At 69.5% G+C, this 26551-nt stretch carries 27 protein-coding genes and 1 pseudogene; 8 read left to right on the forward strand and 20 right to left on the reverse strand.

Annotated elements, in window-relative coordinates; translation table 11 throughout:
• The 6 genes from xerD to ACEL92_RS14845 all read right to left on the reverse strand — a co-directional run bounded on the left by xerD (position 1) and on the right by ACEL92_RS14845 (position 6203).
• Positions 1-942, reverse strand: coding sequence for a site-specific tyrosine recombinase XerD (gene xerD, locus ACEL92_RS14820; RefSeq protein ID WP_374021497.1), 942 nt, complete (start codon positions 940-942; stop codon positions 1-3).
• Positions 939-1562, reverse strand: a complete 624-nt coding sequence (locus tag ACEL92_RS14825) for an NUDIX domain-containing protein (protein WP_374021498.1) — start codon at positions 1560-1562, stop codon at positions 939-941. Before ACEL92_RS14825 ends, xerD begins: the two co-directional genes overlap by 4 nt.
• Positions 1555-3306 (reverse strand): CTP synthase, encoded by a 1752-nt coding sequence (locus ACEL92_RS14830; protein ID WP_374021499.1) that lies wholly within the window; start codon positions 3304-3306, stop codon positions 1555-1557. The genes ACEL92_RS14825 and ACEL92_RS14830 overlap by 8 nt, the downstream gene beginning before the upstream one ends.
• A 122-nt stretch (positions 3307-3428) precedes the next feature.
• Positions 3429-4373, reverse strand: a complete 945-nt coding sequence (locus ACEL92_RS14835) for a copper transporter (protein ID WP_374021500.1) — start codon at positions 4371-4373, stop codon at positions 3429-3431.
• Between the two features lie 9 nt (positions 4374-4382).
• The gene (gene steA / locus ACEL92_RS14840; protein WP_374021501.1) at positions 4383-5564 is read right to left on the reverse strand and encodes a putative cytokinetic ring protein SteA; all 1182 of its coding nucleotides are present in this window, start codon (positions 5562-5564) and stop codon (positions 4383-4385) included.
• A gap of 129 nt (positions 5565-5693) precedes the next feature.
• On the reverse strand, positions 5694-6203 hold the full coding sequence (locus ACEL92_RS14845; protein ID WP_374021502.1) for a MarR family winged helix-turn-helix transcriptional regulator: 510 nt from the start codon (positions 6201-6203) through the stop codon (positions 5694-5696).
• Between the two features lie 168 nt (positions 6204-6371).
• Here ACEL92_RS14845 and ACEL92_RS14850 point away from each other — a divergent pair, with 168 nt between their 5' ends.
• Together ACEL92_RS14850 and ACEL92_RS14855 are read left to right on the forward strand one after the other, a co-directional pair.
• The gene (locus ACEL92_RS14850) at positions 6372-7130 is read left to right on the forward strand and encodes an SDR family oxidoreductase (RefSeq protein ID WP_374021503.1); all 759 of its coding nucleotides are present in this window, start codon (positions 6372-6374) and stop codon (positions 7128-7130) included.
• Complete coding sequence (locus tag ACEL92_RS14855; RefSeq protein WP_374021504.1) at positions 7127-8017, forward strand: alpha/beta fold hydrolase; 891 nt, start codon at positions 7127-7129, stop codon at positions 8015-8017. The genes ACEL92_RS14850 and ACEL92_RS14855 overlap by 4 nt, the downstream gene beginning before the upstream one ends.
• A 185-nt stretch (positions 8018-8202) precedes the next feature.
• Here ACEL92_RS14855 and recN read toward each other — a convergent pair whose 3' ends face one another.
• From recN to ACEL92_RS14900, 9 genes are all read right to left on the reverse strand, one after another.
• Entirely contained in the window at positions 8203-9960 is a 1758-nt protein-coding gene (gene recN / locus ACEL92_RS14860; RefSeq protein ID WP_374021505.1) for a DNA repair protein RecN, read from the reverse strand.
• Positions 9961-10893, reverse strand: a complete 933-nt coding sequence (locus ACEL92_RS14865; protein WP_374021506.1) for an NAD kinase — start codon at positions 10891-10893, stop codon at positions 9961-9963. It abuts the gene before it with no gap.
• Positions 10890-11693, reverse strand: coding sequence for a TlyA family RNA methyltransferase (locus ACEL92_RS14870; protein WP_374021507.1), 804 nt, complete (start codon positions 11691-11693; stop codon positions 10890-10892). Before ACEL92_RS14870 ends, ACEL92_RS14865 begins: the two co-directional genes overlap by 4 nt.
• A gap of 8 nt (positions 11694-11701) precedes the next feature.
• Positions 11702-11887 (reverse strand): hypothetical protein, encoded by a 186-nt coding sequence (locus ACEL92_RS14875; protein ID WP_374021508.1) that lies wholly within the window; start codon positions 11885-11887, stop codon positions 11702-11704.
• Positions 11888-11910: 23 nt separating this feature from the next.
• Positions 11911-12921 (reverse strand): HAD-IIA family hydrolase, encoded by a 1011-nt coding sequence (locus ACEL92_RS14880; RefSeq protein ID WP_374021509.1) that lies wholly within the window; start codon positions 12919-12921, stop codon positions 11911-11913.
• Position 12922: 1 nt separating this feature from the next.
• Positions 12923-13705, reverse strand: coding sequence for a tetratricopeptide repeat protein (locus tag ACEL92_RS14885; RefSeq protein WP_374021510.1), 783 nt, complete (start codon positions 13703-13705; stop codon positions 12923-12925).
• A 28-nt stretch (positions 13706-13733) separates the two neighbouring features.
• Complete coding sequence (locus ACEL92_RS14890; RefSeq protein ID WP_374021511.1) at positions 13734-14108, reverse strand: DUF732 domain-containing protein; 375 nt, start codon at positions 14106-14108, stop codon at positions 13734-13736.
• Between the two features lie 75 nt (positions 14109-14183).
• The gene (gene tyrS / locus ACEL92_RS14895) at positions 14184-15455 is read right to left on the reverse strand and encodes a tyrosine--tRNA ligase (RefSeq protein WP_374021512.1); all 1272 of its coding nucleotides are present in this window, start codon (positions 15453-15455) and stop codon (positions 14184-14186) included.
• Positions 15456-15542: 87 nt separating this feature from the next.
• A complete protein-coding gene (locus tag ACEL92_RS14900; protein ID WP_374021513.1) occupies positions 15543-16154 on the reverse strand; it encodes a DNA-3-methyladenine glycosylase in 612 nt (203 codons plus the stop codon).
• A 71-nt stretch (positions 16155-16225) separates the two neighbouring features.
• On the opposite strand from ACEL92_RS14900, the gene ACEL92_RS14905 reads away from it, so the two are divergent.
• Genes ACEL92_RS14905 through ACEL92_RS14920 form a run of 4 tightly spaced genes read left to right on the forward strand, consistent with a single transcriptional unit; the run spans position 16226 to position 19675 of the window.
• Complete coding sequence (locus ACEL92_RS14905; RefSeq protein WP_374021514.1) at positions 16226-17506, forward strand: ammonium transporter; 1281 nt, start codon at positions 16226-16228, stop codon at positions 17504-17506.
• A 31-nt stretch (positions 17507-17537) separates the two neighbouring features.
• The gene (locus ACEL92_RS14910) at positions 17538-18293 is read left to right on the forward strand and encodes an ABC transporter ATP-binding protein (protein WP_374021515.1); all 756 of its coding nucleotides are present in this window, start codon (positions 17538-17540) and stop codon (positions 18291-18293) included.
• Complete coding sequence (locus ACEL92_RS14915; RefSeq protein ID WP_374021516.1) at positions 18227-19045, forward strand: ABC transporter permease; 819 nt, start codon at positions 18227-18229, stop codon at positions 19043-19045. The genes ACEL92_RS14910 and ACEL92_RS14915 overlap by 67 nt, the downstream gene beginning before the upstream one ends.
• Positions 19046-19051: 6 nt before the next feature.
• Positions 19052-19675, forward strand: coding sequence for a TetR family transcriptional regulator (locus ACEL92_RS14920; protein ID WP_374021517.1), 624 nt, complete (start codon positions 19052-19054; stop codon positions 19673-19675).
• Here the strand turns inward: ACEL92_RS14920 and ACEL92_RS14925 are convergent.
• From ACEL92_RS14925 to ACEL92_RS14935, 3 genes are all read right to left on the reverse strand, one after another.
• Positions 19641-19865 (reverse strand): Trm112 family protein, encoded by a 225-nt coding sequence (locus tag ACEL92_RS14925; RefSeq protein ID WP_374021518.1) that lies wholly within the window; start codon positions 19863-19865, stop codon positions 19641-19643. The two genes, ACEL92_RS14920 and ACEL92_RS14925, sit on opposite strands and share 35 nt — an antisense overlap.
• The gene (locus ACEL92_RS14930) at positions 19858-22845 is read right to left on the reverse strand and encodes an acyl-CoA synthetase (RefSeq protein WP_374021519.1); all 2988 of its coding nucleotides are present in this window, start codon (positions 22843-22845) and stop codon (positions 19858-19860) included. The genes ACEL92_RS14925 and ACEL92_RS14930 overlap by 8 nt, the downstream gene beginning before the upstream one ends.
• Positions 22846-22931: 86 nt before the next feature.
• Entirely contained in the window at positions 22932-23216 is a 285-nt protein-coding gene (locus ACEL92_RS14935) for a hypothetical protein (protein ID WP_374021520.1), read from the reverse strand.
• A gap of 97 nt (positions 23217-23313) precedes the next feature.
• Here ACEL92_RS14935 and ACEL92_RS14940 point away from each other — a divergent pair.
• Positions 23314-23564: pseudogene (locus tag ACEL92_RS14940) on the forward strand (enoyl-CoA hydratase); the annotation flags it as partial.
• Positions 23565-23597: 33 nt separating this feature from the next.
• Here ACEL92_RS14940 and ACEL92_RS14945 read toward each other — a convergent pair.
• On the reverse strand, positions 23598-23837 hold the full coding sequence (locus ACEL92_RS14945; RefSeq protein WP_374021521.1) for a hypothetical protein: 240 nt from the start codon (positions 23835-23837) through the stop codon (positions 23598-23600).
• A 208-nt stretch (positions 23838-24045) separates the two neighbouring features.
• Here ACEL92_RS14945 and ACEL92_RS14950 point away from each other — a divergent pair, with 208 nt between their 5' ends.
• Positions 24046-24735 (forward strand): MspA family porin, encoded by a 690-nt coding sequence (locus ACEL92_RS14950; RefSeq protein ID WP_374021522.1) that lies wholly within the window; start codon positions 24046-24048, stop codon positions 24733-24735.
• 7 nt (positions 24736-24742) lie between these two features.
• Here the strand turns inward: ACEL92_RS14950 and ACEL92_RS14955 are convergent, their stop codons facing one another.
• A complete protein-coding gene (locus tag ACEL92_RS14955; RefSeq protein ID WP_374021523.1) occupies positions 24743-26197 on the reverse strand; it encodes an HNH endonuclease signature motif containing protein in 1455 nt (484 codons plus the stop codon).
• Positions 26198-26551 lie beyond the last annotated feature (354 nt).

Genomic DNA, 26551 nt, shown 5'->3' on the forward strand with positions numbered 1-26551 from the left:
TCACTGCGCGCGCGGGTGCGCGCCAGCCCACACCTCGCGCAGCGCGTGCACGGTGACCATCGTGTAGATCTGCGTCGTCGTGACCGAGGCATGCCCCAGCAGTTCCTGGACCACCCGCACGTCGGCGCCGCCTTCGAGCAGGTGCGTCGCGAACGAATGGCGCAGCATGTGCGGCGAGACGCCCGATGTGATGCCGGCGCGCTCGGCGGCGTCCTGCAGCACCTGCCAGGCGCTCTGCCGCGACAGCCGCCCGCCGCGCACGTTGAGGAAGATGGCCGGTGTCCCCCGGCCGCGGCGGGCCAGGTCGGGGCGGCCGCGCACCAGATAGGCGTCCAGGGCCTGCACCGCGGGCCGCCCGATCGGCACCAGCCGCTGCTTGCCGCCCTTGCCACGCAGCAGCACGGACCGGGCCCGGGTGTCGATGTCGTCGACGTCGAGGCCGACGGCCTCGGAGATCCGCGCCCCGGTGGAGTACAGAAGTTCCAGCAGCGCCCGGTTGCGCAGCGTGAGCGGGCCGTCGGACGCGCTGTCGCCGCCGGCGGCCTCCAGCAGCGCCAGCACCTGGTCGATGGTCAGGCTCTTGGGAAGCCGACGGCCCGGGGTCGGCGGGCGGACCGCGCGCGCCACGTCGAGCTCGGCGAGCCCCTCGGCAGCGGCGAACCGGTGCAGGCCCCGCACCGCGATCAGGGCCCGCGCCGCCGACACAGCGGACAGCGCCGCGGTCCCCGCGTCGGGGTCGCCGCGGCGCAACGCCACCAGGAACTCGCTCACGTCGTCCTCGCCCACCTTGGCCAGGTCGTGAATCCCGCGGTCCGACAAATGTTTCGTGTAGCGGCGCAGATCGCGGCGATAGGAACTGAGGGTGTTGGCCGCCACGCCCCGCTCGATCGTGAGGTGGTCGAGGTAGCCCTGCAGCTGGGTGTCCAGGGCCGCGGTCGTCATCGCGCGGCCTTTCGCGCGGCGAACGCCGTCGGCTTGTCGGGCCAGGGGCTTGAAACCGCACGCGTCGGCATGGACTCCGTCTTGACGACCTGGGCGGCCAGGATGCCCGCCACCGCAATGGCATTGACGATTTCGCCGCGAAGCACCATATCGGTGGCCTCCTCGATCGGATACCACTGCAGCGTCATGTCGGCTTCTTCGTCGTGCGCCTCGGGCCGCTCCAACTCGGTGAGCCCGGTGGCCAGATAGACGCGCACGGATTCGTCGCTGAAGCCGGGAGTGGAATTGAGGTCGACGAGCACCCGCCAGGTGTCAGCCTTGAGCCCCGCTTCTTCGTGAAGTTCCCGGGCCGCAGTCAGGTGCGGCGGCTCGCCGCCCACGTCGAGCAGCCCGGCCGGAAGTTCCCACAGCCGTCGGCCGAACGCGTGGCGGTACTGATAGACCATCGGGATGTTGTCGTCGTCGTCCAAGGCAACCACGGCCACCGCGCCGAAGTGCTCGACGATCTCCCGGGTGACGACCTGGTCGCCCGGCATCCGGACCTGGTCCCGGCGCAGCGCGAAAATCTTGCCCGTGTACAGCGTTTCGGATGACGCCGTCTCGAATTCGTGCTCAGCCACGGGTGGCGGGTTCAGGTAGCGACTGGCCGACGCTGTCCCGCTGCTGGTTGCCGTTGGAGGCATGCTCGGGGATCTCCACCGGCAGCAGCTCACCCGACTGGTAGTCCAGCGCCGCCCCGACGAACGCGACGAACAACGGGTGCGGCCGGGTGGGCCGGCTCTTGAGCTCCGGGTGGGCCTGGGTACCGACGACGAACGGGTGCACCTCGCGCGGATATTCGACGAACTCCACCAGATGCCCGTCGGGCGAGGTCCCGGAGAACCGCAGACCGCTCTCGGCAATCTTGTCCCGGTAGGCGTTGTTGACCTCGTAGCGGTGCCGGTGCCGCTCCGACACCTGCGTGGTGCCGTAGGCCTCGGCCACGATCGAATCCGGTTGCAGCACAGCGGGATACGCGCCCAGCCGCATCGTTCCACCAAGATCGGCCTGACCGGTCACCGCGTCGACCTGGTCGGCCATCGTCGAGATGACGGGATCCGGTGTGTCGGGGTCGAATTCGGCCGAGTTGGCCCCGGCCAGCCCCGCGGAACGCGCGGCCTCGATCACGATGCACTGCAGCCCGAGGCACAGGCCCAGCACGGGCAGCCCGCGCGAGCGGGCGTACCGGATGGCGCCGATCTTGCCCTCGATCCCCCGGATGCCGAAGCCGCCCGGGATCAGGATGCCGTGCACGTCACCCAGCGCCGCCGCGGCGCCCGCCGCGGTCTCGCACCCGTCCGAGGCCACCCATCGCATCTCCACCTTGGCGTGGTGCTTGAAACCGCCGGCGCGCAGCGCCTCGGTGACCGACAGGTAGGCGTCGGAGAGCTCGACATACTTGCCCACCAACGCGATTCGCACGGTCTCGTGCGGCTCGTGCACGCGGCGCAACAGGTCGTCCCACTCGGTCCAGTCGACGTCGCGGAACGGCAGGTTGAGCCGGCGCACCACGAACGCGTCGAGCTCCTCGCGGTGCAGCCGCTTGGGGATGTCATAGATCGACGGCGCGTCGGGCGTGGAGATGACGCCGTCGATGTCGACGTCACACATCAACGCGATCTTGTTCTTCAGCGCTTCGGGGACGTCTCGGTCGCAGCGCAGGATCAGCGCATCCGGGGTGATACCGATGCTGCGCAGCGCCGCCACCGAGTGCTGGGTGGGCTTGGTCTTGAGTTCGCCCGACGGCGCCAGGTAGGGCACCAGCGACACGTGCAGGAAGAAGACGTTCTCCCGGCCCAGGTCGTGACGGACCTGGCGCGCCGCCTCCAGGAACGGCTGCGACTCGATATCGCCGACGGTGCCGCCGATTTCGGTGATCACGACGTCCGGGCGGTTGCCCTCGGCGTCCGGCTGGGCCATCGCAAGAATGCGGCCCTTGATCTCGTCGGTGATGTGCGGAATCACCTGGACGGTGTCGCCCAGGTACTCGCCGCGCCGTTCCTTGGCGATGACGGTCGAATACACTTGCCCCGTCGTGACATTCGCCGAGCCGGACAGGTCGCGATCCAGGAACCGCTCGTAGTGGCCGACGTCGAGATCGGTCTCGGCTCCGTCCTCGGTGACGAACACCTCGCCGTGCTGGAACGGGTTCATCGTGCCGGGGTCCACGTTGAGATACGGGTCGAGCTTTTGCATCGTCACGTACAACCCGCGGGCGGTCAGTAACTGACCGAGGCTGCTGGCGGTAAGACCCTTACCCAACGAGGAGGCCACGCCCCCGCTGACGAAGAGGTGCTTGGTGGCGGATTGCGGATGCTTTCGCACAGGCGACCTCCGTGAAGACGGGCAGGGCGTCGAATTTTGCTAGCGAATAACTAGTAGGGCCTGCCGACCCACGGAAACCCACCCTAACATCCGCGACCGATGTGTCGCGGCGAACACGCCCGCTACTGGGGCACGGTGATCGATGTCGCGCCGTGACCGGTGCCGTACTGGCCCGGGTGACCGCCGCCAAGCAGGTCGTGCAGGCCCAGCACGGCGGTGATCCGGCCGGGCGCGGTGTCGACGTCGTCAACGGTGCTGACCGCCGAGTTCATCGCGGCGTCGGCCCGCGTCACGGCGACCGCGGCGCCCCCGGTCGCCGAGCCGTCCCGGCCGGCCAGCAGGATCCCCGAGCCGTGCGGCGCCACCGCGGCGGCGAACCGGGCGACGCTGACACCCCGGTTGCCGGCATCCTGCGGCAGCGCGCCGCCGGTGACGATCAGCGCGGCGTTCGCCGCGCCCAGGTGATCGGCGGGCTGATAGGTGATGAAACCCGTTTCGCGCAGGGCCGCCAGCACGGTGTCCCGCTGGCCCTCGTCGACGGGCGGGACCGCGGGGTTGGGGTTGGTCAGCAACGCGATGCCCATCAGGTCACCGGCCTGCGAGCCCTGGTCGACGAGCTTGGTGCTCAACTGCTGACCGGCCGGCAAGATCGACGAGTTCACCACGGTCTGCAGTTTCTCCGCGGAATTGGCCTCGACGAACTCACTTGTCAACGACACGGTTCCGGTCACCGCGCCGCCGGCCTGCCCGATGATCTTCGACACCGAGGCGACGTCGTCGTCTTTGGCGTCCGGGGTGCGGAACACCACGACCGACTTGCCGGCGAGCGCGTCGTGCACCATCCGCCCGCCCAGCTGGATATCGAAGTTGTTTGCCGCGCTGAGCTTTTCGTTCAGTACGTTCTTCTGGTCGTTGAGCCCGTCGATCTGGGTGTGTAGATCCCGCTTCTCGTCACGCAGGCTGGACAGCAGGGTGTCGGACAGGAAGCCGGAACCGAGCACGACTCCCACGGCCAGCGCCAGGAAGACGGCAGCCAGCGATAACGCGTGTTGGCGGAGCGAGATCATTGCCTCCCCCTAGCTCACCAGATGGGCAACCCAGAGGGAGAAGTGGTTCCAGTAGTCGGTCACCCAGTGCAACACCACGCCGTCGGTGCGGGACACCCACAGGGCGACGATGACGGCGATCAGCATCGTCAGCGCCAGCAGCGCGATGGCGCCCGCCGAGATGTGATTGCGGTACAGGGTGGCCACGGCCTTGGCGTCCACCACCTTCTCCCCCACCCGAAGCCGGGTCAGGAACGTCGAGGGGTTGCTGTGCGCGCGGGTGCGGTCGAAGAACGTCTCGATGTTGGCCGTGTGGCCGGCGGTCACCAGCAGCGCTGCGCCGTGGTGGTCGGCCAGCAGCAGGGCCAGGTCGATCGCCGAACCCGCCGCCGGAAAGGTCATCGCCCCCACGCCGAGATCCTGGATGCGCTCCAGGCCGGGCGCGTGGCCGTCGGCGTCGGCGGGCAGCACCACCTGCGCGCCGCACTTGAGGGCGTCGGCGCTGATCTGGTCGGGGTCGCCGACGATCACCTGGGGCCGATAACCGGCCTTGCGCAACACATCCGCGCCACTACCCACGCCGAAGAGCACCGGCTGATACTCCTTGATGAACGGCTTGAGGGACTTCAGGTCTTCCTCGGCGCTGGGCTCGTCGGCGACGATCACCACGTGCCGGCGGCGCAGGTCGACGTCGATGTCGGGAATACCGATGCCGTCGATCAGCAGCGGGCTCTCGCTCTTGATGAACTCGATCGTGTTGCCGGCAAACGCCTCCAGATGCGCGGACAGCCCGCTCTTCGCCTCCCGCATCAGGTCGGCGATGTCGTGGTCGGTGCGCTCGGTGCCGCGGACCAGCCGCCGGTCGCCCGAGTACACGCCGCCCTCGTGCAGGCGGATCTTGGCGCCGTCCTTGACCTTCTTGAAGATGTCGGGCCCGGTCTCGTCGATCAGCGTGACCCCGTTGTTGACCAGCACCTCGGGCCCCATGTTCGGATAGCGGCCCGACACCGAGGGCGAGGCATTGACGACCGCGGCGATATCGGCCTCCACCAAGGCGTCCGCCGTGATGCGGTCCAGATCCAGGACATCGAGCACCACGATGTCGCCGGGGCACACCCTGCGCAGCAATCGGTCGATGTTCCGGTCCACCCGGGCGGTGCCGACGAGGCCGGGTCGGGCGGTGTTACGGGTAAGCAGGCCTGACATCTTCATGGGGGCGATTCTGTCGGTGATGCGCGGAGGAGGCGTGGAGGCGCGCCGTAACATCAGCCTCAGAAGTTGACTAGAGTCCCATTAGTCACAAGCCGCTAACGGCTCGGTCGCGGGCCGGGTGCCAAGACCTCACAAGATGCGTTGCAGGAGGGCGAGAAGCTGCCGTTGCTCGTCGCGGGTCAGCCGTGCAAGCAGGGAATCCGTCGTGTGGTCGGTAGCGATCTTGATCTCTTCGACCGCCCGTCTTCCGCGAGCGGTGAGTTCCAGTTCATTGTGCCGACGATCCGCGGGCGACCTCCTGCGTCGGACCAGCCGGTTGCGCTCCAATTCGTCGGCGGCCAACGACATCGTGCTGCGTTCCAGTCGCATCTGTTGCCCGATCATGAGCTGACTCGTCGGACCTTGCGCGTCCAGCAGCAACAACATCCCCGCCGCACGAACCGATAGCTTCGCTCCCGCCAACTCCTGACCGAACAGCTCGATCGCCCGCGCGCTGACCGTCCCCAGGAGAAAACACACGTGTTCGGCGAGGACTTCGGGAATGGGCACCGCAGCGATGTGTTCGGCCGACGCCGGCGCCGCACCGGACTGATCGACGTCGCTGGCCATGCGTGCTCCCGTCCGATCGATGAGCCTCAACGCGCCATCCTAACGCGTCGAGCAGCGGCCCATCTCATCCTGAGATCGTTCGACAACCCGCATGTCAGGAGATCACAGTTGCAAAATCGTCCGCGTATGCAATACTCCAATTATCGGAGCATTTATTAATCGGATCATTTTGCAGTCGCACCGGGGAAGGGAAGCACAGTGGAGCTACAAGGCAAGTTCGCCGTCGTCACCGGCGGAGGATCGGGCATCGGGCTGGCCATCAGCAGAGCATTGCGCGCCGCCGGCGCCGACGCCTTGATCGTGGGGCGCGACCAGGAGCGGCTGGCCACAGCGCGGGGAGGCGACGCGGGCATCACGACGTTCGTGGCCGACCTCACCGACGACGGGGATCGGGACCGCCTCGTCGAGCACCTCGCCGAGGGTCGCCCCCCAGACGTCTTGGTGAACAACGCCGGCACCATGACCGACATCGATCTCCACGATCGATGTGCTGCGCGCACGATGGAAAACGAAATGGCGCTGGATCTCTCGGCGCCGATGTATCTGACCATGTCGTTGCTGCCCGCTCTCCTGGGACGACCGGAAGCAGCCGTTGTCAATGTCACCACCGGTCTGGTCTACGCACCCTTCGGCCGCATGCCGGCCTATGCGGCCGCCAAAGCCGGTGTGCACGCCTTCAGCCAAGCGTTGCGGCACCAGACCCGGCGCGACGGCCTGCACGTGCTGGAGGTGCTGCCCCCAACCGTGGACACCGAACTCACCAGCAGCTACGGCGGATCCAAGATTCAGCCTGAGACCGTCGGCTCCGCCGTCGTCAAAGCGCTGATCAACGGAACGACGGAACTGCGAATCGGACAGGCGAAGTTCCTCTACGCCATGTCGCGGATAGCGCCGAACGCCATCTTCACTCTGATGAACAAAACCGCTGACAACCTCGCCACGAAGGCGCACTCATGAACCCCGCACTGCCGGCCTGGCTCGACACCAGGATCTACCCGTTCGAGAACCACTACGTGCACATCGACGGCCACACCGTGCACTATGTCGACGAAGGCTCCGGGCCGGTCTTGCTCCTTCTGCACGGCAACCCCACCTGGTCGTTCCTGTACCGCAACATCATCGGCCAATTGTCGAACCAATTCCGTTGCATCGCATTGGACTATCCCGGATTCGGGCTGAGCACCGCCGGCCCCGGATACGCGTTCAAACCCGAGCAGCACTCGCACGTCGTGGAGCACTTCATCACCGAACTCGGACTGACCGACATCCGAATGATGGTGCACGATTGGGGCGGACCGATCGGCCTCGGCGTCGCGGGACGCCGCCCCGACCTCTTCCATTCGCTGATCATCGGCAACACCTGGGCGTGGCCGGCGCAAGGAATCCCGCACGTCGCCATGTTCTCCCGGGTCGCCGGTAACCCATTGAGCCGCTTGTTGATCCGACGGTTCAATGCGTTCGTCGACTGGCTGATGCCCGCAGGAATCAATCGGACCCTGACGGCGGCGGAAAAAGCCGCTTACCGCGGACCCTTCCCCACGCCGAAGTCACGCCAACCCATCGCGATCCTCCCCCACGAGATCCTCGCCAGCCGCAACTACCTCGCGGAAGTCGAAGCAGGACTGGCGAAGCTGACCGACAAGCCGGTGCTGCTGCTGTGGGGCAACGACGATATTGGCTTCCGAGACAGCGAACGCACACGATTTGAAGCGACCTTCCCACGCCATCGCACCCGAATTCTGTTCGGCGCCAAGCATCTAATTCAGGAATGCGATCCGCGAGCAATCAGCGACGAAATTCGCGCGTTCGAAGATTTCCCAATCTCGACCGAGGAACAGCGATGACCACACTAAAGGAAGCTGTCGCACTCGCTGAGGCCGACGGGCATCATCAGTCATCCTGAATCCGGGGAAACCGTCCTGGCGTTCGTCTCCGTAGGCAAGGTGAGGCATGCGAACCTGCGAGCCCGACCCCAGATCACGGCACGCCAGAGGTGTTGAGTGATGGGACGGCCGCGGCCATACCGACGTCAGATCTCGTCCTTTTGCGCCGCGTCGAGCAGTTCCCGGGCGTGCGCCCGGCCGCTGTCCGACTCGCCCAGCCCGGCCAGCATCCGCGCCAGTTCGGCGACCCGCTCGTCGCCGGTGACCCGCCGCACCACGCTGGTCCCCTTCGGGCCGGCGCTGTGCACCACCAGGTGCACGTCGGCGTACGCCGCGACCTGCGGCAGGTGGGTGACCACGATGACCTGATGGGTGCGCGCCAGCCGCGCCAACCGCCGCCCGATCTGCACCGCGGCCCGCCCGCCGACACCGGCGTCGACCTCGTCGAACACCATGGTGGTGCCCGCGGCCGAGGCGGCCAGCACCACCTCCAGCGCCAGCATCACCCGGGACAGCTCGCCGCCGGACGCGCTCTTGGCCAGGGGAAGCTGGTCCATCCCGCGGTGTGCGGCGAAGCCGAACTCGACCTGATCGACGCCGTCGACGCCGGCGCGGGCCAGCTCGCCCGACGGCAGCACCAGCGCGGCGGGGTCGTCCTTGTCGGCGGCGACGTCGTTGCTCACGTCGATGTTGAACTGGGCGTCGGCCATCGCCAGCCCGGACAGCTCGGCGGTGACCTCCTTGGCGAGCCGCTTGGCGGCCTTGCGCCGGATGCCGCTGAGATCGGTTGCGGCTTCGGCCAATTCACGGGCAAGCTGGTCGACCCGGGCCGCCAGCGCCTGCAGGCCCTCCTCGGAGACGTCGAGCTGGGCCAGGCGCTGTCGTGATTCCCGGGCCCACTGCAGCACGCCGTCGACGTCCGGGGCGTACTTGCGGGTCAGCGTGCGCAGCTCCGCCTGCCGGGCCAGCTTCGCCTCCAGAGCGCTGGCGTCGACGGGCAGCTCGTCCAGGTAGGCGCTGAGTTCGCCCGCCGCGTCGGCTACGACGGTCAGCGCCTCACCGACTTGCCCGGCCAGCGACCGCAGCTTCGCGTCGTCGGTCGACTCCAGGGCGGCCCGGGCCCGGCCCAGGCCGTCGGCGGCGCTGTGCCCGTCGGCGTCGGCGTCGTCGGGGGCGCCGGTGAGCGCCGTGTGCGCGGTGACCGCGGCCTCGCGCAGGGTGTCCAGCTCGGAGAGCCGCACGATGTCGGCGACCAGGGCGTCGTCCTCGCCCGGCTGCGGGTCGACGGTGTCAATCTCGTTGAGCGCGAACGTCAGTCGGTCGGACTCCAGCGCGAGCTCGCGCATGCGGTTGCGGCGGTCGATGAGGTCGTGCCGCGCGGTCAGCCAGGCGTCGCGCAGCTTGCGGTAGCGCTCGAGCGCGGGGGCCGCCTTGGCGTAGCGGTCCAGCGCGCCGCGTTGCTCCTCGGGCCGCATCAGCCGCAGCTGGTCGTTCTGCCCGTGCAGCGTGAGCAGCTCCGCGGTGAAGTCGCCCAGCGACTTGGCGGGCACGCTGCGACCGCCCAGATAGGCCCGCGACGGCCCGTCGCGGCTGACCGAGCGCAGCGCGATCACGCTGCCGTCCTCGTCGCGTTCGGCGCCCGAGGCGTCCAGCATCTCGTCCAGCAGCGCCACCGCGGCATCCTCGAGATCCGTTGTGGTGAACCGGCCTTCGACGACCGCACGGTCGGCGCCGGACCGAACCCGGGTGGCGTCGGCGCGTGCCCCGCCCAACAGGTGCAGCCCGGTCACCACCATGGTCTTGCCCGCGCCGGTCTCGCCGGTCAATACGGTCAGGCCGCGATCGAACTCCCCGACCGCTGCGCTGATGGCGCCCAGCGACTCGATGCGGATTTCGGTCAGCATCTACTTCCCACGCCACCCGGTGACCGGCAACCGGAATTTGCGCACCAACCGATCGGTGAACGGCGCGCTGTCCAGCCGCGCCCATTTCACCGGTGTGTCGCAACGTCTTACCTCGATCCGGCTGCCGGCCGGGATCAGCATCTCGCGGCGTCCGTCGCAGAACACCAGGGCGTCGTGACCGTCCGCCTCGATCTCGATGGCGACGGTGGCGTCGGGGCTGGTGACCATCGGCCGGCCGAACAGCGCGTGAGCGTTGTTGGGCACCACCAGGATTGCCTCGAGGTCGGGCCACAACACCGGGCCGCCGGCCGAGAACGCATAGGCGGTGGACCCGGTGGGCGTCGACACCAGCACCCCGTCGCACCCGAACGCCGAGACCGGCCGCCCGTCGATCTCGACCACCACCCCCAGCACGCCCAGCCGCGGGCCCTTTTCCAGGCTGACCTCGTTGAGCGCCCAGCCGTGCGCGATTTCGCGCCCGGGCGCGCGCACGAGCACGTCCAGCGTCAGGCGGTCCTCGACGCGGTAGTCCTTGGCGACCACGTGGTCCAGCACCCGGTCGATGGCCTCGGCCTCCGCCTCGGCCAAAAAGCCGATGCGGCCCAGGTTGACGCCCAGGACCGGGATCCCGGCGTTGCGGGCCAGTTCGGCCGCGCGCAGGAACGTGCCGTCCCCGCCGAGCACCAGCACCAGTTCGCAGCCGTCGGCGGCGTGCGGGTCCGCGTCGACGACCTCGATCTCGACGCCCATCGCCCGGATGTCGTCGGGGGCGACGTGCAGCGAACCGCGGTCGACCGCCTCGGCGGACAGGACGCGCAGGGCGATGTCGTTGGCGCCCAACACTTTCTGCACGCGGGCCGCCGTCTCGGTGGCTTCCTCGCGGCCGGTGTGCACCACCATCAGCACGGTGCGCTGCTCGGTCCCCGACGTCACTGCGGGCCCTCATTCACCGCGTGCCGCACCGCCGCCACCAACTCGTCGTCCGCGAATCCCGACTGAGCGCGCAGCCACAGAAAATACTCGACATTGCCCGACGGGCCGGGCAGCGGGCTGGCGGTGACGCCGACGGTGTGCCAGCCCAGCTCGCCGGCGCGCCGCGCCACGCCCAGCACGGCATCGGCGCGCAGGCCCGGGTCGTGCACCACGCCGCCGGCGCCGACCTGGCCCCGTCCCACCTCAAACTGCGGCTTCACCATGGGAACGATATCCGCAGTGGGCGAAGCACATCCAGCCAGCGCGGGCAACACGGTGGCCAGCGAAATAAAGGACAGGTCGGCGACGATCAGGTCGACCGGGCCCCCGATGGCCTCGGGCGAGAGGTCGCGGGCGTTGGTCCGCTCGACCACCACGACCCGCGGGTCGCAGCGCAGCGACCATGCCAGCTGGCCGTAGCCCACATCCACGGCGACCACCTCGGCGGCCCCGCGGTCCAGCAGGACTTCGGTGAACCCGCCCGTGGACGCGCCGGCATCCAGGCAGCGCCGGCCGGCCACCGGAACCTCGAAGGTGTCCAGGGCGCCGATCAGTTTGTGCGCGCCGCGGGACACCCAGCCCCGTTCCCCGTCGTCGGCCACGGTCAGGGCCGCGGTGACCGCGACGGCGGTGCCCGGCTTGCGCGCCGGCAGCCCGTCGATGCTGACCCGCCCGGCGCCGATCAACTCCGCGGCCTGCTGACGCGATCGCGCCAGGCCGCGCCGAACCAGCTCGGCGTCGACGCGGGCGCGGCGAGACATGCGCGCACTCAGCCCTTCTCCGCCGACTCCAGCGCGGCCAGCAGCACGTCGTGGGCCTCGGAGAGGCGGCGGGCGATGTCTTCGAGTTCCGTCAGCGACGGCTGGTCGTCGGGATTCTCGGGCGCCCCGGGCTCGGGCAGCCGGGCGAGCAGGGCGTCGATTTCGGCACGGATTTCTTCAGGATCGATAGTCATTGCGCTCTTACGCTAGTCATCCGTCAGTCGCCGCGCACCAAAGACCAGCGCCGCAACGCGGCCCGGGCGTCGTCGTCGGCGGCCCGGATGTCGACTGGGCGCCCGACCGAGGCCGCATCCCACACCGCGCTGGCGACTGCCCGCACGATCGAGAGCCCGTCGCCGTCGTCGGGCCCGGCGCCGCTGACGGTCACCGCCCCCTCGTCGACGTCGACGCGCCACCCTGGCTGTGGCCCCACGGCGAGCCGCTTGCCGTCGGAGTGCAGCGCGCGCAGGTCGTGGCCGATGTAGGTGGGCCGACGCGCCGGTTCGGCGTACACCGCATCCCGCGCGGAGCTGACCCCGGTGAGCACCATCAGGCTCGGCAGCTCGGCCGCGTTGGCGCCCTCGATGTCGGTGTCCAGCCGGTCGCCCACCACCAGGGGCGCGCGGAAATCTCCGCGGGCCGCCGCGTCGGTCAGCAGACCGGGCGCCGGTTTGCCCGCGACCTGGGGCTCGGCGCCGGTGGCCGCGCGCAGCGCGGCGACCAAGGAGCCGTTCCCGGGCAACAGGCCGCGCTCGGTGGGCAGGGTCGGATCGATGTTGGCCGCCACCCACAGCGCGCCGGCCCGGATGGCCAGCGCGGCCTCGGCGAGATCCGGCCAGCCGACGGTCATCGACAGGCCCTGGACGACGGCGACCGGGTCGTCGTCGTACCGCCGCACCGGGCGCAGGCCGACGGCGGCGACCTCGTCGGCCAGAGCGTCGGTGCCCACGATCAGCACCGGTGACCCGGCCGGCAGCCGGCCGGCCAGCAGGCGGGCGGCGCTCTGGGCGCTGGTGGCGACGTCGTCAGCGGTGGCGGTGAAGCCGAGCTCGGTCAGGTGCGCCGCGACCTCGGCGGCGCTGCGGGAGGCGTTGTTGGTGACGAAGAATGCGCGGCTTGTGACCTCGGCCAGCGCCTCGACCGCGCCCTCGGTGGGCCGGCGGCCCCGAAACAGCGTTCCGTCCAGGTCGAGCAGCAGACAATCATATTGGCGCGCAACGCTTGTCATCTCAGCCCAGCTCGCTGACCCGGTCTTCGGCGTCGGTGACGCCCTCGACGTCGGCGGCGGCCGAGCGCAAAAACCATTGCAACGCTTCGTCATTGCGGCCCAGCGCGAGCAGCGTATCGGCGTAGGCGTAAAACAACCGCGCCGCCGTCGTACCCTGGCGGGCGGGATCGAGCTGCGGGGTCGACAACACCGTCAGCGCCTGCTCCAGCTGCCCGAGATCCGCGCGCGCGCCGGCGGCGACGATGCGCAGCTCGTCGGCGTCGTCACCCGCGAGCTGGGCCGCCTCGGGGCCGCGCGCGAGTTCGATGGCCCGCTCCGGGCGGCCAAGCCCGCGTTCGCAATCCGCGATCAGCGCGAGCAGATTGGACTTGCTGCCCATCCTGCGGGCGGCGCGCAACTCGGACAGTGCCTGGGCCCAGTCGCCGCAGTGATAGGCGGCGATGCCGACCGCCTCGCGAATCGCGGCGATCCGGCTGGACCGGGCCCGCGCCGCGCGGGCGTGGGCCAGCGCGGCCTCGGGGTCCTCGTCGAGCAGCTCGCCGGCCGCGACCAGGTGGCGCGCCACCGCGTCCGCCGTGGCGCGGTCCAGCGTGCTCAGCTCGCCGCGGATCTCGGGCGCCAGCTGTCGGGCTTCCACGCCCGGCGGTATCGGCGGCCCGGCATCCGGCGTGCGAGGGCCGTCGGGCTTCTGCGGCTGCGCGGGTCGCGCGCGGCCCGGCCCCGACCAGGCGCCGGATGCGCGCGGGCGCCGCTCACCCCGCTGCCGCTGCCTGTCGTCGACCACGCAGCCGAGGATACGGGGGCGGCGCGGCTTAGTACGCCGTGAGCCGGTTCTGCAGCAGCGGCGCGATCACGGCCGGGCAGTAGTTCGCGACGGCGACGATGGTGAACAGGCCGGCCGACTCATAGCCCAGCCCGCTGCGGTTCGACATCTCGGCGGCCACCGAGTCGAAGGACTGGCCGGGCATGACCACCATCGGGCACACCGACTCGCCCAACGCCAGGGCGCTGGCCGGGTGAGGATATGTGATGCCGGCGTTCGACAGGGCCATCAGGAAGGCGTTCCCACGCATGTCGGCGCGGACCGGCGCAGCCAGCGGCGCGGCCAGGCCCGCCACACAGGCGCCCACTCCGACGAGACGCAGCAGGGCCCACTCCACACGCCTCAGTGATGTCACCGTGACCACCCTGGCCAATGTGGGTCACAGCCGCAACACGGTGCGGTAAAGATTTGCGCATCCAGGCGTTTTACGGGTGCGTTCCTAGACCTTTTCGATCCCCGCGACGGTGCGCTTGCCGCGGCGCAGCACCAGCCACCGGCCGTGCAGGAAGTCCGATGGTTGCGGCGCCCAGTCCTCGCTGTCGATCCGGGCGTTGTTGACCGACACCCCGCCCTCGCCGATGGTCCGGCGGGCGGCCTTGCGGCTCTCGGACAGGCCGCTGGCCACCAGCAGGTCGACGATCCCGTCCGGGCCGCCGGGCTTGAGCTCCGCGACCGACGCCTCGCGCAGCGCCGCCGCCAACGTCGCCTCGTCCAGTCGGTCCAGCTCGCCCTGCCCGAACAGCGCCCGGCTGGCGTGCTCGACCGCCTCGGTGGCCGCCTCCCCGTGCACCAGCACGGTCAGCTCGCGGGCCAGCCGCCGCTGCGCGGCGCGCTGCTGCGGCCGCTCCCGGGTGGCTTGTTCCAGTTCGGCCAGCTCGTCGGCCGACAGGAAGGTGAACCACCGCAGGTACCGGATGACGTCGGCATCAGCGGTGTTGAAGAAGTACTGATACCAGGCGTACGGCGTGGTCATCGTCGGGTCCAGCCACAGGCTGCCGCCGCCGGTGGACTTGCCGAACTTGGTCCCGTCGGCCGCCGTCACCAGCGGGACGGTGAGCGCGTGCACCGTCGCGCCCAGCTTTTGGCGGACCAACCGCACGCCGGCGATGATGTTGCCCCACTGGTCGGAGCCGCCGACCTGCAGCGTGCAGCCGTACCGGCGGTGCAATTCGACGTAGTCGTTGGCCTGCAACAGCATGTAGCTGAATTCGGTGTAGGAGATGCCGTCGCCCTCGAGCCGCCGCCGGACGGTGTCGCGATCGAGCATGACGTTGACCGAAAAGTGCTTGCCGAGGTCGCGCAGGAACTCGATGGCCGACAACGGGGCCGTCCAGTCGAGGTTGTTGACCACGACCGCGCCCGTCGGGGATGCGTCGAAGTCGACGAAGCGCTCCAGCTGCCCGCGGATGCGCTCGGTCCATTCGGCGACGGTGTCCGCCTCGTTCAGGGTGCGCTCCCCGACCTCGCGCGGGTCACCGATCATGCCCGTCGCGCCGCCGGCGAGGACGATCGGACGGTGGCCGACGCGCTGAAAGCGGCGCAGCGCCAGCAGCGGCACCAGGTGGCCCGCGTGCAGGCTGGGCGCCGTGGGGTCGAAGCCGGCGTAGACCGTCAGCGGCCCGCGTTGCGCCTCCGCGGCCAGCGCGTCGAGGTCGGTGGACTGCGCGATCAGTCCGCGCCAGCCCAGCTCGTCAAGGATCCCGGAAGACATCGCCAGCGACTTTAGTCGCTCCCGCGGCGACCAATCGCCCTCGCACTGCCCGATCAGGCAAGCGCGCTCTACCGTGCCGTCGGCGGATCAGTCGCTGGTGCCGGGGGCCGGCGCCCGCGGACTGCGCCGGTAGGCCGACACCTCGGGCCGGCCCGCGAGCCACAACCGCCAGGGCCGGTCGGCGGCCTGGCTGACGCCGACGCGAGGGCCGGACACGGCGGTCAGCGGTTCGTTGAGTTCCAGCGTTATCGGGCTGGCGGGGTCGAAGAGGTCGATCCCGTTGTCGTCCATGGTGATTCCCAGGGCCGAACACAGGTTGCCCGGGCCCCGGGCGAGGGCGGCCGCGCGTACCAGCTCGCCGCGGCGGGCGCGCGCGACGTCGGCGCCGTCCTCGAGGGCGGCCGCCCGCAGCAAGACGGCCGCCGCGGTCCCGTCCGGACCGCACGAGACGTTGGCGCAGACGTGGATGCCGTGGCTGCGGTAGGTATACAGCCGTCCGGGGGGTCCGAACATCACCGCGTTGCGCCCATTGATGCCGCGATAGGAGTGGGCCGCCGCGTCCGGCCACGGGCCGTCCGGCACGCCGCCGTACGCCTCGACCTCGACGACGATGGCCCTGACGTCCCGGCCGGCGAGGGTGGCGCCGAGGAGCCGATGCGCGGCCGCCACGGGGTCGACTAACAGCTGGCTTGCGGCCACCCACCGAACCTACCGACGGCGCTGCCATGGCAATATCCCGGTGTCCTGGGACCAGTGAAGGAGCGCACGTCATGCATGCGATCGACCCCGCCGCCACCGCGTGGCTGCTGGCCAGCACGGCACTCGTCCTGCTGATGACCCCCGGCCTGGCTCTGTTCTACGGCGGCATGGTCCGCACCACCGGGGTGCTCAACATGATCATGATGAGCTTCATCTCCATCCCGCTCGTCACGGTGGCATGGCTGCTGGTCGGCTACACGATCGCGTTCTCCGAAGACGGCGCAAGCGGATTCCTGGGCAACCTGCGCCACCTCGGGATGCTGGGCATCACCCCGGACACCGTCCACGGCACGGTTCCCGAACTGCTGTTCGCCACCTTCGAGGTGACGTTCGCGATCATCACGGCCGCGCTGGTCAGCGGCGCGATCGCCGACCGCGCCAAGTTCGCGGCCTGGATGGTGTTCGTGCCGATCTGGGCGGTCGTCGTGTATTCGGTTGTGGCGCATTGGGTCTGGGGGCCGGGGGGCTGGCTGGCCAGGCTGGGCGTGCTCGACTACGCGGGCGGCCTGGTCGTCGAGATCGTGTCCGGTTCCTCCGCGCTGGCCCTGGCGCTGGTGCTCGGCCCGCGCATCGGCTTCAAAAAGGACGCGATGCGGCCGCACAACCTGCCGCTGGTGCTGCTCGGGGTCGGCCTGCTGTGGTTCGGCTGGTTCGGGTTCAACGCCGGATCCGCCCTGGCGGCCAACGGAACCGCCGCGGCCATCTTCCTCAACACGCTCGTCGCCGGCTGCCTCGGCATGCTCGGCTGGCTGTCGGTCGAGCAGACCCGCGACGGCAGGCCGACGACGTTCGGCGCGGCGTCGGGCGTGGTTGCCGGGCTGGTCGCCATCACGCCGTCCTGCGGGACCGTCAACACGCTGGGCGCGGCGGTCGTCGGGTTGGCGGCCGGGGTCGTGTGCTCGTTCGCGGTCAGCGCGAAATTCCGCTTCAACTATGACGATTCGCTCGACGTGGTCGGTGTGCACTTCGTCGGCGGCGTCGTCGGGGTGTCGTTGATCGGGTTGCTCGCCACGGCGGTCACGACGGCCGGCCCGCGGGGCCTGTTCTACGGCGGCGGCGTCACCCAGCTGGGCAAGCAACTGCTCGCGATCGTCGTGGTCGCGCTGTACGCGTTCACGGTGTCGTTCGTGCTCGCCAAGGTCATCGACCGGGTGATGGGCTTCCGGCTCAGCCCGGAAGACGAGACCACCGGCGTCGATCTCACGCAACACGCCGAGACCGCCTACGCCGAGGGTGTGCACGGGCACCTGCCGCTGCGCCGCCCCGGATCGGACGAACGCGCCCACCCTTGACAACTCCCCGCCGGAGGACGATATTCATCACATGATGACTTCATCACGTGATGAATTAATCACGGCCCCGGCCGTCCGCATCGAACACCTGCGGGTGATCCGCGGGAAACGCCCTGCCCTGCATGACTTCTCGGTGCAGATCGGGCGGGGCAGCATCACCGGCCTGCTGGGCCCGTCCGGCTGCGGCAAGACCACTCTGATGCGCTGCATCGTCGGCACTCAGATCGTCACGTCGGGGACCGTCGAGGTGCTCGGCCACCCGGCCGGTTCGGCGTCGCTGCACCGCCGGGTCGGCTACCTGCCCCAGGACCCGACGATCTACAACGACCTGCGAATCGTCGACAACGTCCGTTACTTCGCCGCGTTGTACGGCTTTGACCACCAGGCCGCCGACGCCGCGATCGAGCGGGTCGGCCTTGCCGATCACCGGACCGCGTTCTGCGGCAACCTTTCCGGCGGCCAGCGCACCCGGGTGTCGCTGGCCTGCGCGCTGGTCTGCCGGCCCGACCTGCTCGTGCTCGACGAGCCCACGGTGGGCCTCGACCCCGTGCTGCGCGCGGATCTGTGGGAGCAGTTCGCCGACCTCGCCCGCGCCGGAACCACGCTGCTGGTCTCCAGCCACGTCATGGACGAGGCCGACCACTGCGGCGACCTGCTGCTGATGCGCGAGGGTCACCTGCTTGCCCACACCACCCCGGCCCAACTACGAGAGGACACCGGATGCACGTCACTGGAGGACGCGTTTCTGTCCATCATCAAGCGCAGCACCATGCCCCAGGCCGGCTAGGGCTCACGGGCTACACCGCCACCACGACGCGGATCCTGCGCCAGCTGGCGGCCGACCATCGCAGCGTCGCGATGATCCTGTTCGTGCCGGTCTTGGTGATCACGTTGATGTACTACATGTTTCAGAACGCGCCGCATCGACCCGGCACGCCTTCGCCGTTCAACAACGCCTGCCTGATCCTGCTGGGCCTGTTCCCGCTGTTCGTCATGTTCATCATCACGGCGATCACGATGCAGCGCGAACGGGCCTCCGGGACGCTGGAGCGCATCCTGACCACTCCCCTGCGCCGGTTCGACCTGCTGATCGCCTACGGCACCGCCTTCTCGGTGGCCGCCGCCGCGCAGGCGGTGCTGGCCTGCATCGTGTCCTTCTGGTTGCTCGGCTTCGACACCGCAGGCAGCCCGGCGTGGGTGTTCGTGATCGCGATCGTCAACGCCGTCCTCGGCGTGGGCCTGGGCCTGCTGTGTAGTGCGTTCGCGCGCACGGAGTTTCAGGCCGTGCAGTTCATCCCGCTGGTGATGGTGCCGCAACTGCTGTTGGCCGGCATCATCGTGCCGCGGGCGCTGATGCCGCACTGGCTGCAGTGGGTCAGCAACGTGATGCCGGCCAGCTACGCGCTGGAGGCGCTGCAACAGGTGGGCGCGCACCCGCAGCTGACCTACGTCGCGGTGCGCGACATCGTCGTCGTGCTGGGTTTCGCGCTCGCGGCGCTGTGCCTGGCCGCCGCCACGCTGCGACGGCGGACCGCCTAGACCCCGGTGGCGACCACCAACAGCCGCGGTCGGCGGCCCGGGCGGCCGGCGGGTAACTCCGACACCCGCGAGCGCATCCTATCCAGCGCGCGAGAGTTGTTCGCCCGCAACGGTATCCGCAATACCTCGATACGCGCGGTGGCGGCGGCAGCCGGGGTGGATTCCGCGCTGGTGCACCACTACTTCGGCACAAAGGAGAAGCTCTTCGCCGCCGCCGTGCACATCCCGATCGACCCGATGGAGGTGATCGGTCGGCTGCGCGAGGTGCCGGTCGACGAACTGGGCCATACCCTGCCGTCGACGTTGTTGCCGCTGTGGGATTCCGAGGTCGGTACCGCGTTCGTCGCCGCCCTGCGTTCCATCATCGCCGGCAGCGAGGTCAACCTTTTCCGTACCTTCATCCAGGACGTAATCGCGGTGGAAGTTGGTGCGCGCGTTGACAATCCACCCGGAAGCGGACAGATTCGCGTCCAATTCGTCGCGTCGCAACTGATCGGCGTGGTGATGGCTCGCTACATCCTCAAGCTGGAGCCGTTCGCCTCGCTGCCGGCCGAGCAGGTCGCTTCGGCCATCGCGCCCAACCTGCAGCGCTACCTCACCGGGGATCTGCCGGACGGCCTTGTGCCGTGAGTCGGGCATGCTCCTCGTCGTCGACGTCGCGGGCCTCGTCGACGAGCAGCACCGGAATGCCGTCCTCGATGCGGTAGGCGCGCCGCAGCCGCGGGTTGTACAGCAGTTCCCCATCGGCTGAGTCCACGAGCAACAACGGGCCCCGGTCGGCGGGGCACACGAGGATGCTCAGCAGCGAATCGTCAACCATCGGCGTGCCCCTTCAGTTCGGATCGGATGCCGGGGGTCAGCTTGCGGAAGTGCTGGCCGTCGGCGTCGAAGTACCACACCTGGCGACCCGGCTTGGGAATTCCCGCCGCGCGCAAAGCGCTGACGGTCGGACGGTAGGTCGCGCTCAATGTCATCTCCGGGCAGACCTGGACGATGTCGGGGCCCACCCCAATCGGAATCTTGGCGACGGCGTCCGTCAGGTCCGCCGCGGTGATGCTGGCCCCGGGAAGCAGCGTCACCGCCGAGACCGCGACCTCCCGGTCGCCCAACGGCACGCTGTAGGTCACCGCCAGGTCGACACCGTTGATGCAGCCCAGCACGTTGGTGACCGGCTCGTCGAACACCAGGCCGCGCGCGGTGTGAACCACCGAGCCGCGCCTGCCGGCCAGCCAGTAGTCGCCGTCGTCGTCCCGGTAGAACAGGTACTCGGTGGAGATCCACGTGTCGCCGGCGGCGAACACCCCCCGCTTGACCGACGCCGTCGGATCGATCGGGCCGTTGGACGCGGCGAGCAGCACCCCGACCTGTTTCGGCTCGGCGACCTGGACGAAGCCGCGCTCGGTCTCCAGGATCAGGTCCTGCTCGGCGTCGTAGGCGGCCAGTTCGATGCGCCCCGCGCCGGGCAGCGGACGACCCTTGCTGCCGGTCTTCGCGCCGGACACGTTGGCCAGCACCGCTTGCCCGTCGGTGGTGGCAAAGAACTCGACGACGTGCGCGGGCGCGAACGCGTCGACCACCCGGCCCCACAGGCCCGTCGGCATGCCGGACCCGATGAACAGCCGCACCGGGTGGTTGCCGTGCAGCACGAACGCGGGATCGTCGACGATCTCGCGGAGCATGGCCCAGGTGTAGGACACCACCGTGACGCCGTACTGCCGCACCTCCTGGACGAACCGGTTGCGGTCCAGGCCGCGGGACAGCGCGATGCGGGTGCCGCCGACCACCGCCCCGCCCAGGCTCACCAGCAACGCCGACTCGTGGTGCAGCGGGGTCAGGCAGTACACGGTGTCGCGGCGGTCCAGGGCCGCCGTCGACGCGGTCCCGAAGGCCGACACCGCCCAGCGATAGTTGGTGATCTGCTTGGCCACCAGCTCGCCACCGGCCGCGCTGAACGCGATGAACGCCAGGTCGCGGGCCAATCCCGGGTTGGGGCGGTACCACCCGGGCAGCTGGACGGCGGCCGGGTCGATCTGCTCCATGTCGATGACATCGCTGTCGTCGGGCAGATGCAGGTCGCGCGCCTCGCCGCCGCCGAGCACCAGCACCTGCCGCAGGCCTTGGCGGTCCGACGCCAGCACCGCCTCGAGATTGGTGGGGTCGGTCAGCAGCTCGGTCACCCCGCCGAGCCGGACCGACGCGGCCAGGTCGGCGTCCGGTCGCATCACGACCCCGATCGCGCCCAGGCGGGACAGGGCGGCGATGGCCACCAGCGCGCTGGGGCGCGTCTCCATCAGGACACCCACCCGGTCACCCTGCCGGACGCCGACCTCGATCAGGCCGCGGACGACGTTGTTGATGCGCCGGTTGACGGCCTCGTAGGTGTGCACGCGCCCGTCGAACAGCAGGAATTCGCCCTGGGGGGCGTCGTGCGCCTGCTCGTCGATGATGCGGCCCAGCGAGATGCGGGTGTGGTCATTGATCTGTCCCAGGCGCACCAGGCGCGGCAGCGTGCGGGCCGTCTCGACGGCGAGCGTGCGCATCGACTTGTTGGCCGCGACCACCGTGTTGGCCGCGCCGCGAACCATGCCCAGCGCCGCCTCGGAGACCTCGCCAAGGCCGTGCGTGATCCGGGAGCTCAGCGCGACGCCGCTGTCGGTGTGCTCCGCGGGCTGGTCTGCCATCAGGTCGATGCTCTCCGGCTTGTCACCGCCGGTGGACAGCCACTTCACCCAGGCGGCGACGGTCGGCCAACTCTGTTGCGCCGCTTTGGATCCCACGACCAAGCCGAAATGGCCTGTGCGGATGGTGGATTCGTAGACCTCGGCGTCGGGAGCTGCGCGTCGGATGCCGCGCACCGAGGCGGGCTGCCCGATGTCGTCCACCTCGCCAACGAAGGCCAGCACCGGGCAGGTGATGTCGGTGAGCGTGACCATCTGGCCGTTGACCGCGAAGCCGCCGGTCATCATCCGGTTGTGGGCGATGAATTGCTTGAGCAGTTCGGAGATCGCCGGACCCGACCAGGCGATCCAGCCTTCGCGCTCGAGGAACCGGCGCTGCTGTTCGCGCGGGAGGAGCGCCTCGCGGTCGTGCAGCTGCCGCAAGAAGTCGACGCGCGCCTTGGCGGTCTTGAGCGGATCGAGCATCTGAAAGCCGGTGCGCGCCATCCAGCTTGGGATGGCCAACCGGCTGAAGACGTGGTCGGCCATGAAGTTGGCGGCGGGCGCCGCGAAGTTCGCCGGGATGCCCATGGGCAGCGCGGCCAGGGTGTCCACCGGCGAACCGAACGTGACGATGCTCGCCAGGCTCTTCGACCGCCGGTAAGCGGCGACCTGGTAGCACCACATGCCGCCCTGTGAGTAGCCGACCAGGTGAATGTCGCTGCCGGTGACCTCCTTGACGGTGTCGATGGCCTGACTGAGCGCGACGATGTGGTCGGCCAGGGTGCGGCGCATGCCGCCTTCCACCTTGTCGGGCTCGCCGAAGTCGATCACCCAGGGATCCAGCCCGTTGGCGTGCAAGATGCCCACCGCGCCCTCGTCGCGCGTGACGTCCCACATGTTCGCCGACATCATCATCGGGTGCACCATCAGAACCGGCGGACCCACCCGCGGCTTCTCGCGCCGGCTGTCCGGGGGGAAGTAACGCCGCAGCTTGTACATCGGTACGCTCTCGACGATTTGCGACGGCGATGGGACGCTACCTGTTTCCAAGCCCCCCAGCCGGACAACCTCCAGCCCGTTCTGCGCCGTAGCGATCAGGCGCTCGACCGGTCGCGTGACAATCGACAAGTTGAGATCCACGGCCGCTCCCTTGTGTCTTGACAGCTCCGACATCATGGCACACCGGTGGGCTTGCCAGTCCTGGCCAGGCGATTTGCTCCGGACGGTCAACCGTTGCAGTCGTGGAGGTCGATTTTGGACCCCGACCCCGCGCCGTCGAGGGCCGCCGCGTCGGCCGCGTAGAGGGTCGGCGCTACCCGCGCCGCCAGCGCGTTGCCGTCCCCGCCTTCCGCGATCGACAGACACCACAGCCCCGACGTGAGGACCTGGCAGTCGTTGGTCTTGCCCATGAGGTCGCACCACGGGACGGCGGCGTCCTCGGCCTGCAGCCGGGTGCGGTAGTTGAGGCGGATGGCTTCACTCTCCGGTCGAGGGCGACGCCGCGATCGCACCCCAGCAGCCGGGCCGGCAATAGAAGTCGATGTCGGCGTGGGCCACCGGGGCCGCCGTTTGCCATCCGGCGGCGAGCAGAGCACTCACCACCACCACGGACTGCCTCTAATCGACGGCGGCACCGTCCGACTGCCCCGACTCATCGGACACAGTCGGGGGCTGCCGAACTCTCGGCGCTGCAATTGCGCCTGCGCTCGGACCACCTGTCGACGCTCTACCAAGGGGGTCGAAGCGAGGCCGGGGCCATGGACTTCGAGTTCGTAAGCCTGTCGCGTTTGGGATCCGAATTGCAGTCGGGCGCCGAGCGGTTCGTGGACGGTGCAGGCCGACACGGCTCCACGACGTGATGAGCCGACAGTGCTGACAGCGTCGCGATCCGCCTAATGGCACCGCGCGAAACGGTTCTCGCAATACATGCCGACGGCATTCGAGTCCACCGTGGGACCGTTTTCGTTCGCGGGAGCCGGATTCAGCGCCGGGGTGGACGTGATCAGCTGGTTGAGCACGTTCGGTCCCGTCGGGTCTCCGGAATCCGCCTGCGCTACGCCGGTGCCCCCCGCGAGAGCCAGGACGGTCACCGCCCCGGCCAACAGTCCGCGAACGCGCGGGTGGGTTTTCATCGCCGCCCTTTCTGTCGCCGGGACACTCGTCACCTTACCGGTTTGGCAAACGCAGCGGGTGCGGAGATTCCTTCACACCGGTTTTTGCCACCGGTCATCCACAGAGTTCCGGACCGATGTTCCATAACGGTCACGAACGCAAAACGACTTCGGCCGGTCGGCCAGCAAATTTCGGGACCGCAATCTGGCCGCGCTTACCGTATCGCTCGTGTGGCCGGTAGCCGTCATCGTCCGTCGCGCTGCGATTCTCGCGCTGTGCGTCGTCACGGCAGTGACCTCGGCGCCGCCGACGGCCGCCGATCCCGACGCTGAAAACGCAGCGGCCACCGCGGGGGCACCGGATGACGGGCGGGTGCCGTCGTCCGACCCGGTGACCTTCACGACCCCCGAGGGCTGGATCCTGACTCTCGGGGCGAGGGACGAGTCGCAGGTTCCCGTCGCGCCGCTGACCACCGCGGTGTCATCCCGCGAATACGTTTCTCGCGGAACGTTTACCGCTTCGCTAGAAGGCCTCGAACAACCTCACGGCGTGCTCGAGGTGGGTTATGAGATCGGCTGCGGAATCGACATGAGCACCTCCAACGGCGTCACCATGGCGGGCAGCGCCGGCCTCAACCCGGGCGTCGGCTTTCCGCTGGCGGGCGGTCTCATCCCCTTGGTCACCGCGCCGATAAACGGCGTGATCACCGTGGGCCTCAAGCCCGGCGTGGTACTCGTCGTGCCGGTCGTCAGGAAGGACTTCAAGGGCCCGAATCCGCGAGTCATTGTCACGGGCTTCCACGTCAAGATCGACGGATGCGTGGGTCAGTCGTTCATCCGGTCTTACGCGACCCTGACCCAAGCGACGGACGAATCCGACGTGGTGCTGTCCTACGTGGGCGTCACCAAGTCCGTCTGACCCGCGATCAGAAGGGCGGGGGGTCATCATCTGGGGGTGCCGGGCCAGCGGGCGCCGGATTGGTCGGCACTGCGGGTTGGGCGGCCAGCCGGGCTTGGCGGTTGTGGCGGCGTTCGGTGGTGATGCGCTGGGCCCGGTTCTGGGCGCGGGTGCGGCTGCGCCGCGGCATCATCGCGGTGCGCTCGGCGCACCGCTCGACCGGTGTCGGGGTGGCCGGCGGGTGGCCGGTGGGGGCACACAGGCTGGGGAACAGCAGCGCGCTGCCCGGGGTGGTCACATAGGTGTGCCCGTCGGGCAGCCGCCAGATCAAGGTGCCGTCGGGTAGCTGTTCGTCGCGCCAACCCCAAAACGTTTTCAGCAAATGATGTTGGCGGCACAGGCATTTCAGGTTCGACGGATGCGTCGCACCGCCCTGGGAGTAGGGCACCGTGTGGTCAAGGTCGCAGTCGACGGCCGGGCGATCACACCCCGGCGCCCGACACGTCAGGTCCCGGCACCGCACGAAATCGGCCAGCCTCTGCGACGGGGTGTAGCGCGGCTCCGCGGCGCGCGGGACGGCCAAGGGCACCAGCGTGGCCGAGCCGGCCAACTCGGCGATCACCTCGGCGGGAAGCAGTCCCTCGAAACCGGGCAGCACGCCCGGGACCGCGCCGGGGCCGGCGACGGTGGCCTGCTCGGCGACGACGTGAATCACCACAGCGCTCGGGGTGCGCTCGGCGGCCGCACACCCCGGGGTTCCGCATTGGCACCGCAACCGCTGCGCCCCGGCGGCCAGCGCGCCCAGCGCATCGGCACGCCGCTGGCGGTGGTTGCGGGGATCGGCCGCACACACCCCGCGCGCCAACTCATCAAGCCGCCGATCCAGGGCATGCCCGTCAGCACCGACCATGCTGCCCGTCAGCCACGCCATCCCCGACTCGTTGGCCTGCACATCCACGAATCGATCACTGACCGCCTCCTTGGCCCGGCGCACCGCATCGGCATCCACCAGCGCCACCACGCGATCCACCGCCGCGCTCAACCCGCCCCGGGTCAGCGAGGGACGCCGGGACAGCAACGCCGCCAGCCGCGCATCCACCCGCGCCAACACCGCGGCGTCGGTGATCAGATCAGTGCGGAACACGATCGTCTGAAACGCGCGATAGTCGATATCGCCGGCCTGCAACGCCTTGCCGACCTCAGGCAGCCGCTCACGCAGCGCCATCGCATACCGTAGATAACTCTGCGCCATCGCCACACTGCATCCCAGCGCCGCACCGACCTGCCCGGCGACCGCCGCCCACGCATCAGCCGCCCAGTCCGCCTGCTCCCCCGAATCCCGGCAGCGCAACACCAGCAGCTCCCCGACCGCCACCAAACGTTCGGCCGCCGCCCGCGCCTCCGCACGCCCCGCCTCACGCACCCGGTCCAGCAGCGCCGCCGATTCCGGCGTCGCCCGCGAGGCCTCCGCAAACTCGAACATGTGTTCGACAGTACCCCGAGCCATCGACAAGTTGCGGGGAGCTATGAGCGGGGCGGGGGTACACGCGCCGCGGCACCGCAGTCTCGAAGACCTTCGCGGCCGCCAACCCGACACCGATCGAACTGTTTACACCGGCAGGAATCGGGTACGCAGCCGATGCGCTTCGGTCACGACGCGCCGTCGGGACCACCTCGGTTGAAACACGCAGCTGGGCGCACGCAGTTCTCGGCAGTCATCGCGATCCTTCATCGCGTTGGTTGCCAGAGCGTGTTTCGTCCCGGGAGTGAGGTGACGCATGGACAAGACGGCGGCAGGCTTTCTCCGCGCACGGCTACCCCATCCCGGCGATGCTTC

This window comes from Mycobacterium hainanense (assembly GCF_041890355.1).
Taxonomy (GTDB): Bacteria; Actinomycetota; Actinomycetes; order Mycobacteriales; family Mycobacteriaceae; genus Mycobacterium; species Mycobacterium hainanense.

Coding starts and splice junctions, on each gene's coding strand:
- xerD (WP_374021497.1), bottom strand. CDS start 942: ATGACGACCGCGGCCCTGGACACCCAGCTGCAGGGCTACCTCGACCAC.
- ACEL92_RS14835 (WP_374021500.1), bottom strand. CDS start 4,373: ATGATCTCGCTCCGCCAACACGCGTTATCGCTGGCTGCCGTCTTCCTG.
- steA (WP_374021501.1), bottom strand. CDS start 5,564: ATGAAGATGTCAGGCCTGCTTACCCGTAACACCGCCCGACCCGGCCTC.
- ACEL92_RS14855 (WP_374021504.1), top strand. CDS start 7,127: ATGAACCCCGCACTGCCGGCCTGGCTCGACACCAGGATCTACCCGTTC.
- recN (WP_374021505.1), bottom strand. CDS start 9,960: ATGCTGACCGAAATCCGCATCGAGTCGCTGGGCGCCATCAGCGCAGCG.
- ACEL92_RS14870 (WP_374021507.1), bottom strand. CDS start 11,693: ATGTCTCGCCGCGCCCGCGTCGACGCCGAGCTGGTTCGGCGCGGCCTG.
- ACEL92_RS14875 (WP_374021508.1), bottom strand. CDS start 11,887: ATGACTATCGATCCTGAAGAAATCCGTGCCGAAATCGACGCCCTGCTC.
- ACEL92_RS14880 (WP_374021509.1), bottom strand. CDS start 12,921: ATGACAAGCGTTGCGCGCCAATATGATTGTCTGCTGCTCGACCTGGAC.
- tyrS (WP_374021512.1), bottom strand. CDS start 15,455: ATGTCTTCCGGGATCCTTGACGAGCTGGGCTGGCGCGGACTGATCGCG.
- ACEL92_RS14905 (WP_374021514.1), top strand. CDS start 16,226: ATGCATGCGATCGACCCCGCCGCCACCGCGTGGCTGCTGGCCAGCACG.
- ACEL92_RS14910 (WP_374021515.1), top strand. CDS start 17,538: ATGATGACTTCATCACGTGATGAATTAATCACGGCCCCGGCCGTCCGC.
- ACEL92_RS14915 (WP_374021516.1), top strand. CDS start 18,227: ATGCACGTCACTGGAGGACGCGTTTCTGTCCATCATCAAGCGCAGCAC.
- ACEL92_RS14925 (WP_374021518.1), bottom strand. CDS start 19,865: ATGGTTGACGATTCGCTGCTGAGCATCCTCGTGTGCCCCGCCGACCGG.
- ACEL92_RS14945 (WP_374021521.1), bottom strand. CDS start 23,837: ATGAAAACCCACCCGCGCGTTCGCGGACTGTTGGCCGGGGCGGTGACC.
- ACEL92_RS14955 (WP_374021523.1), bottom strand. CDS start 26,197: ATGTTCGAGTTTGCGGAGGCCTCGCGGGCGACGCCGGAATCGGCGGCG.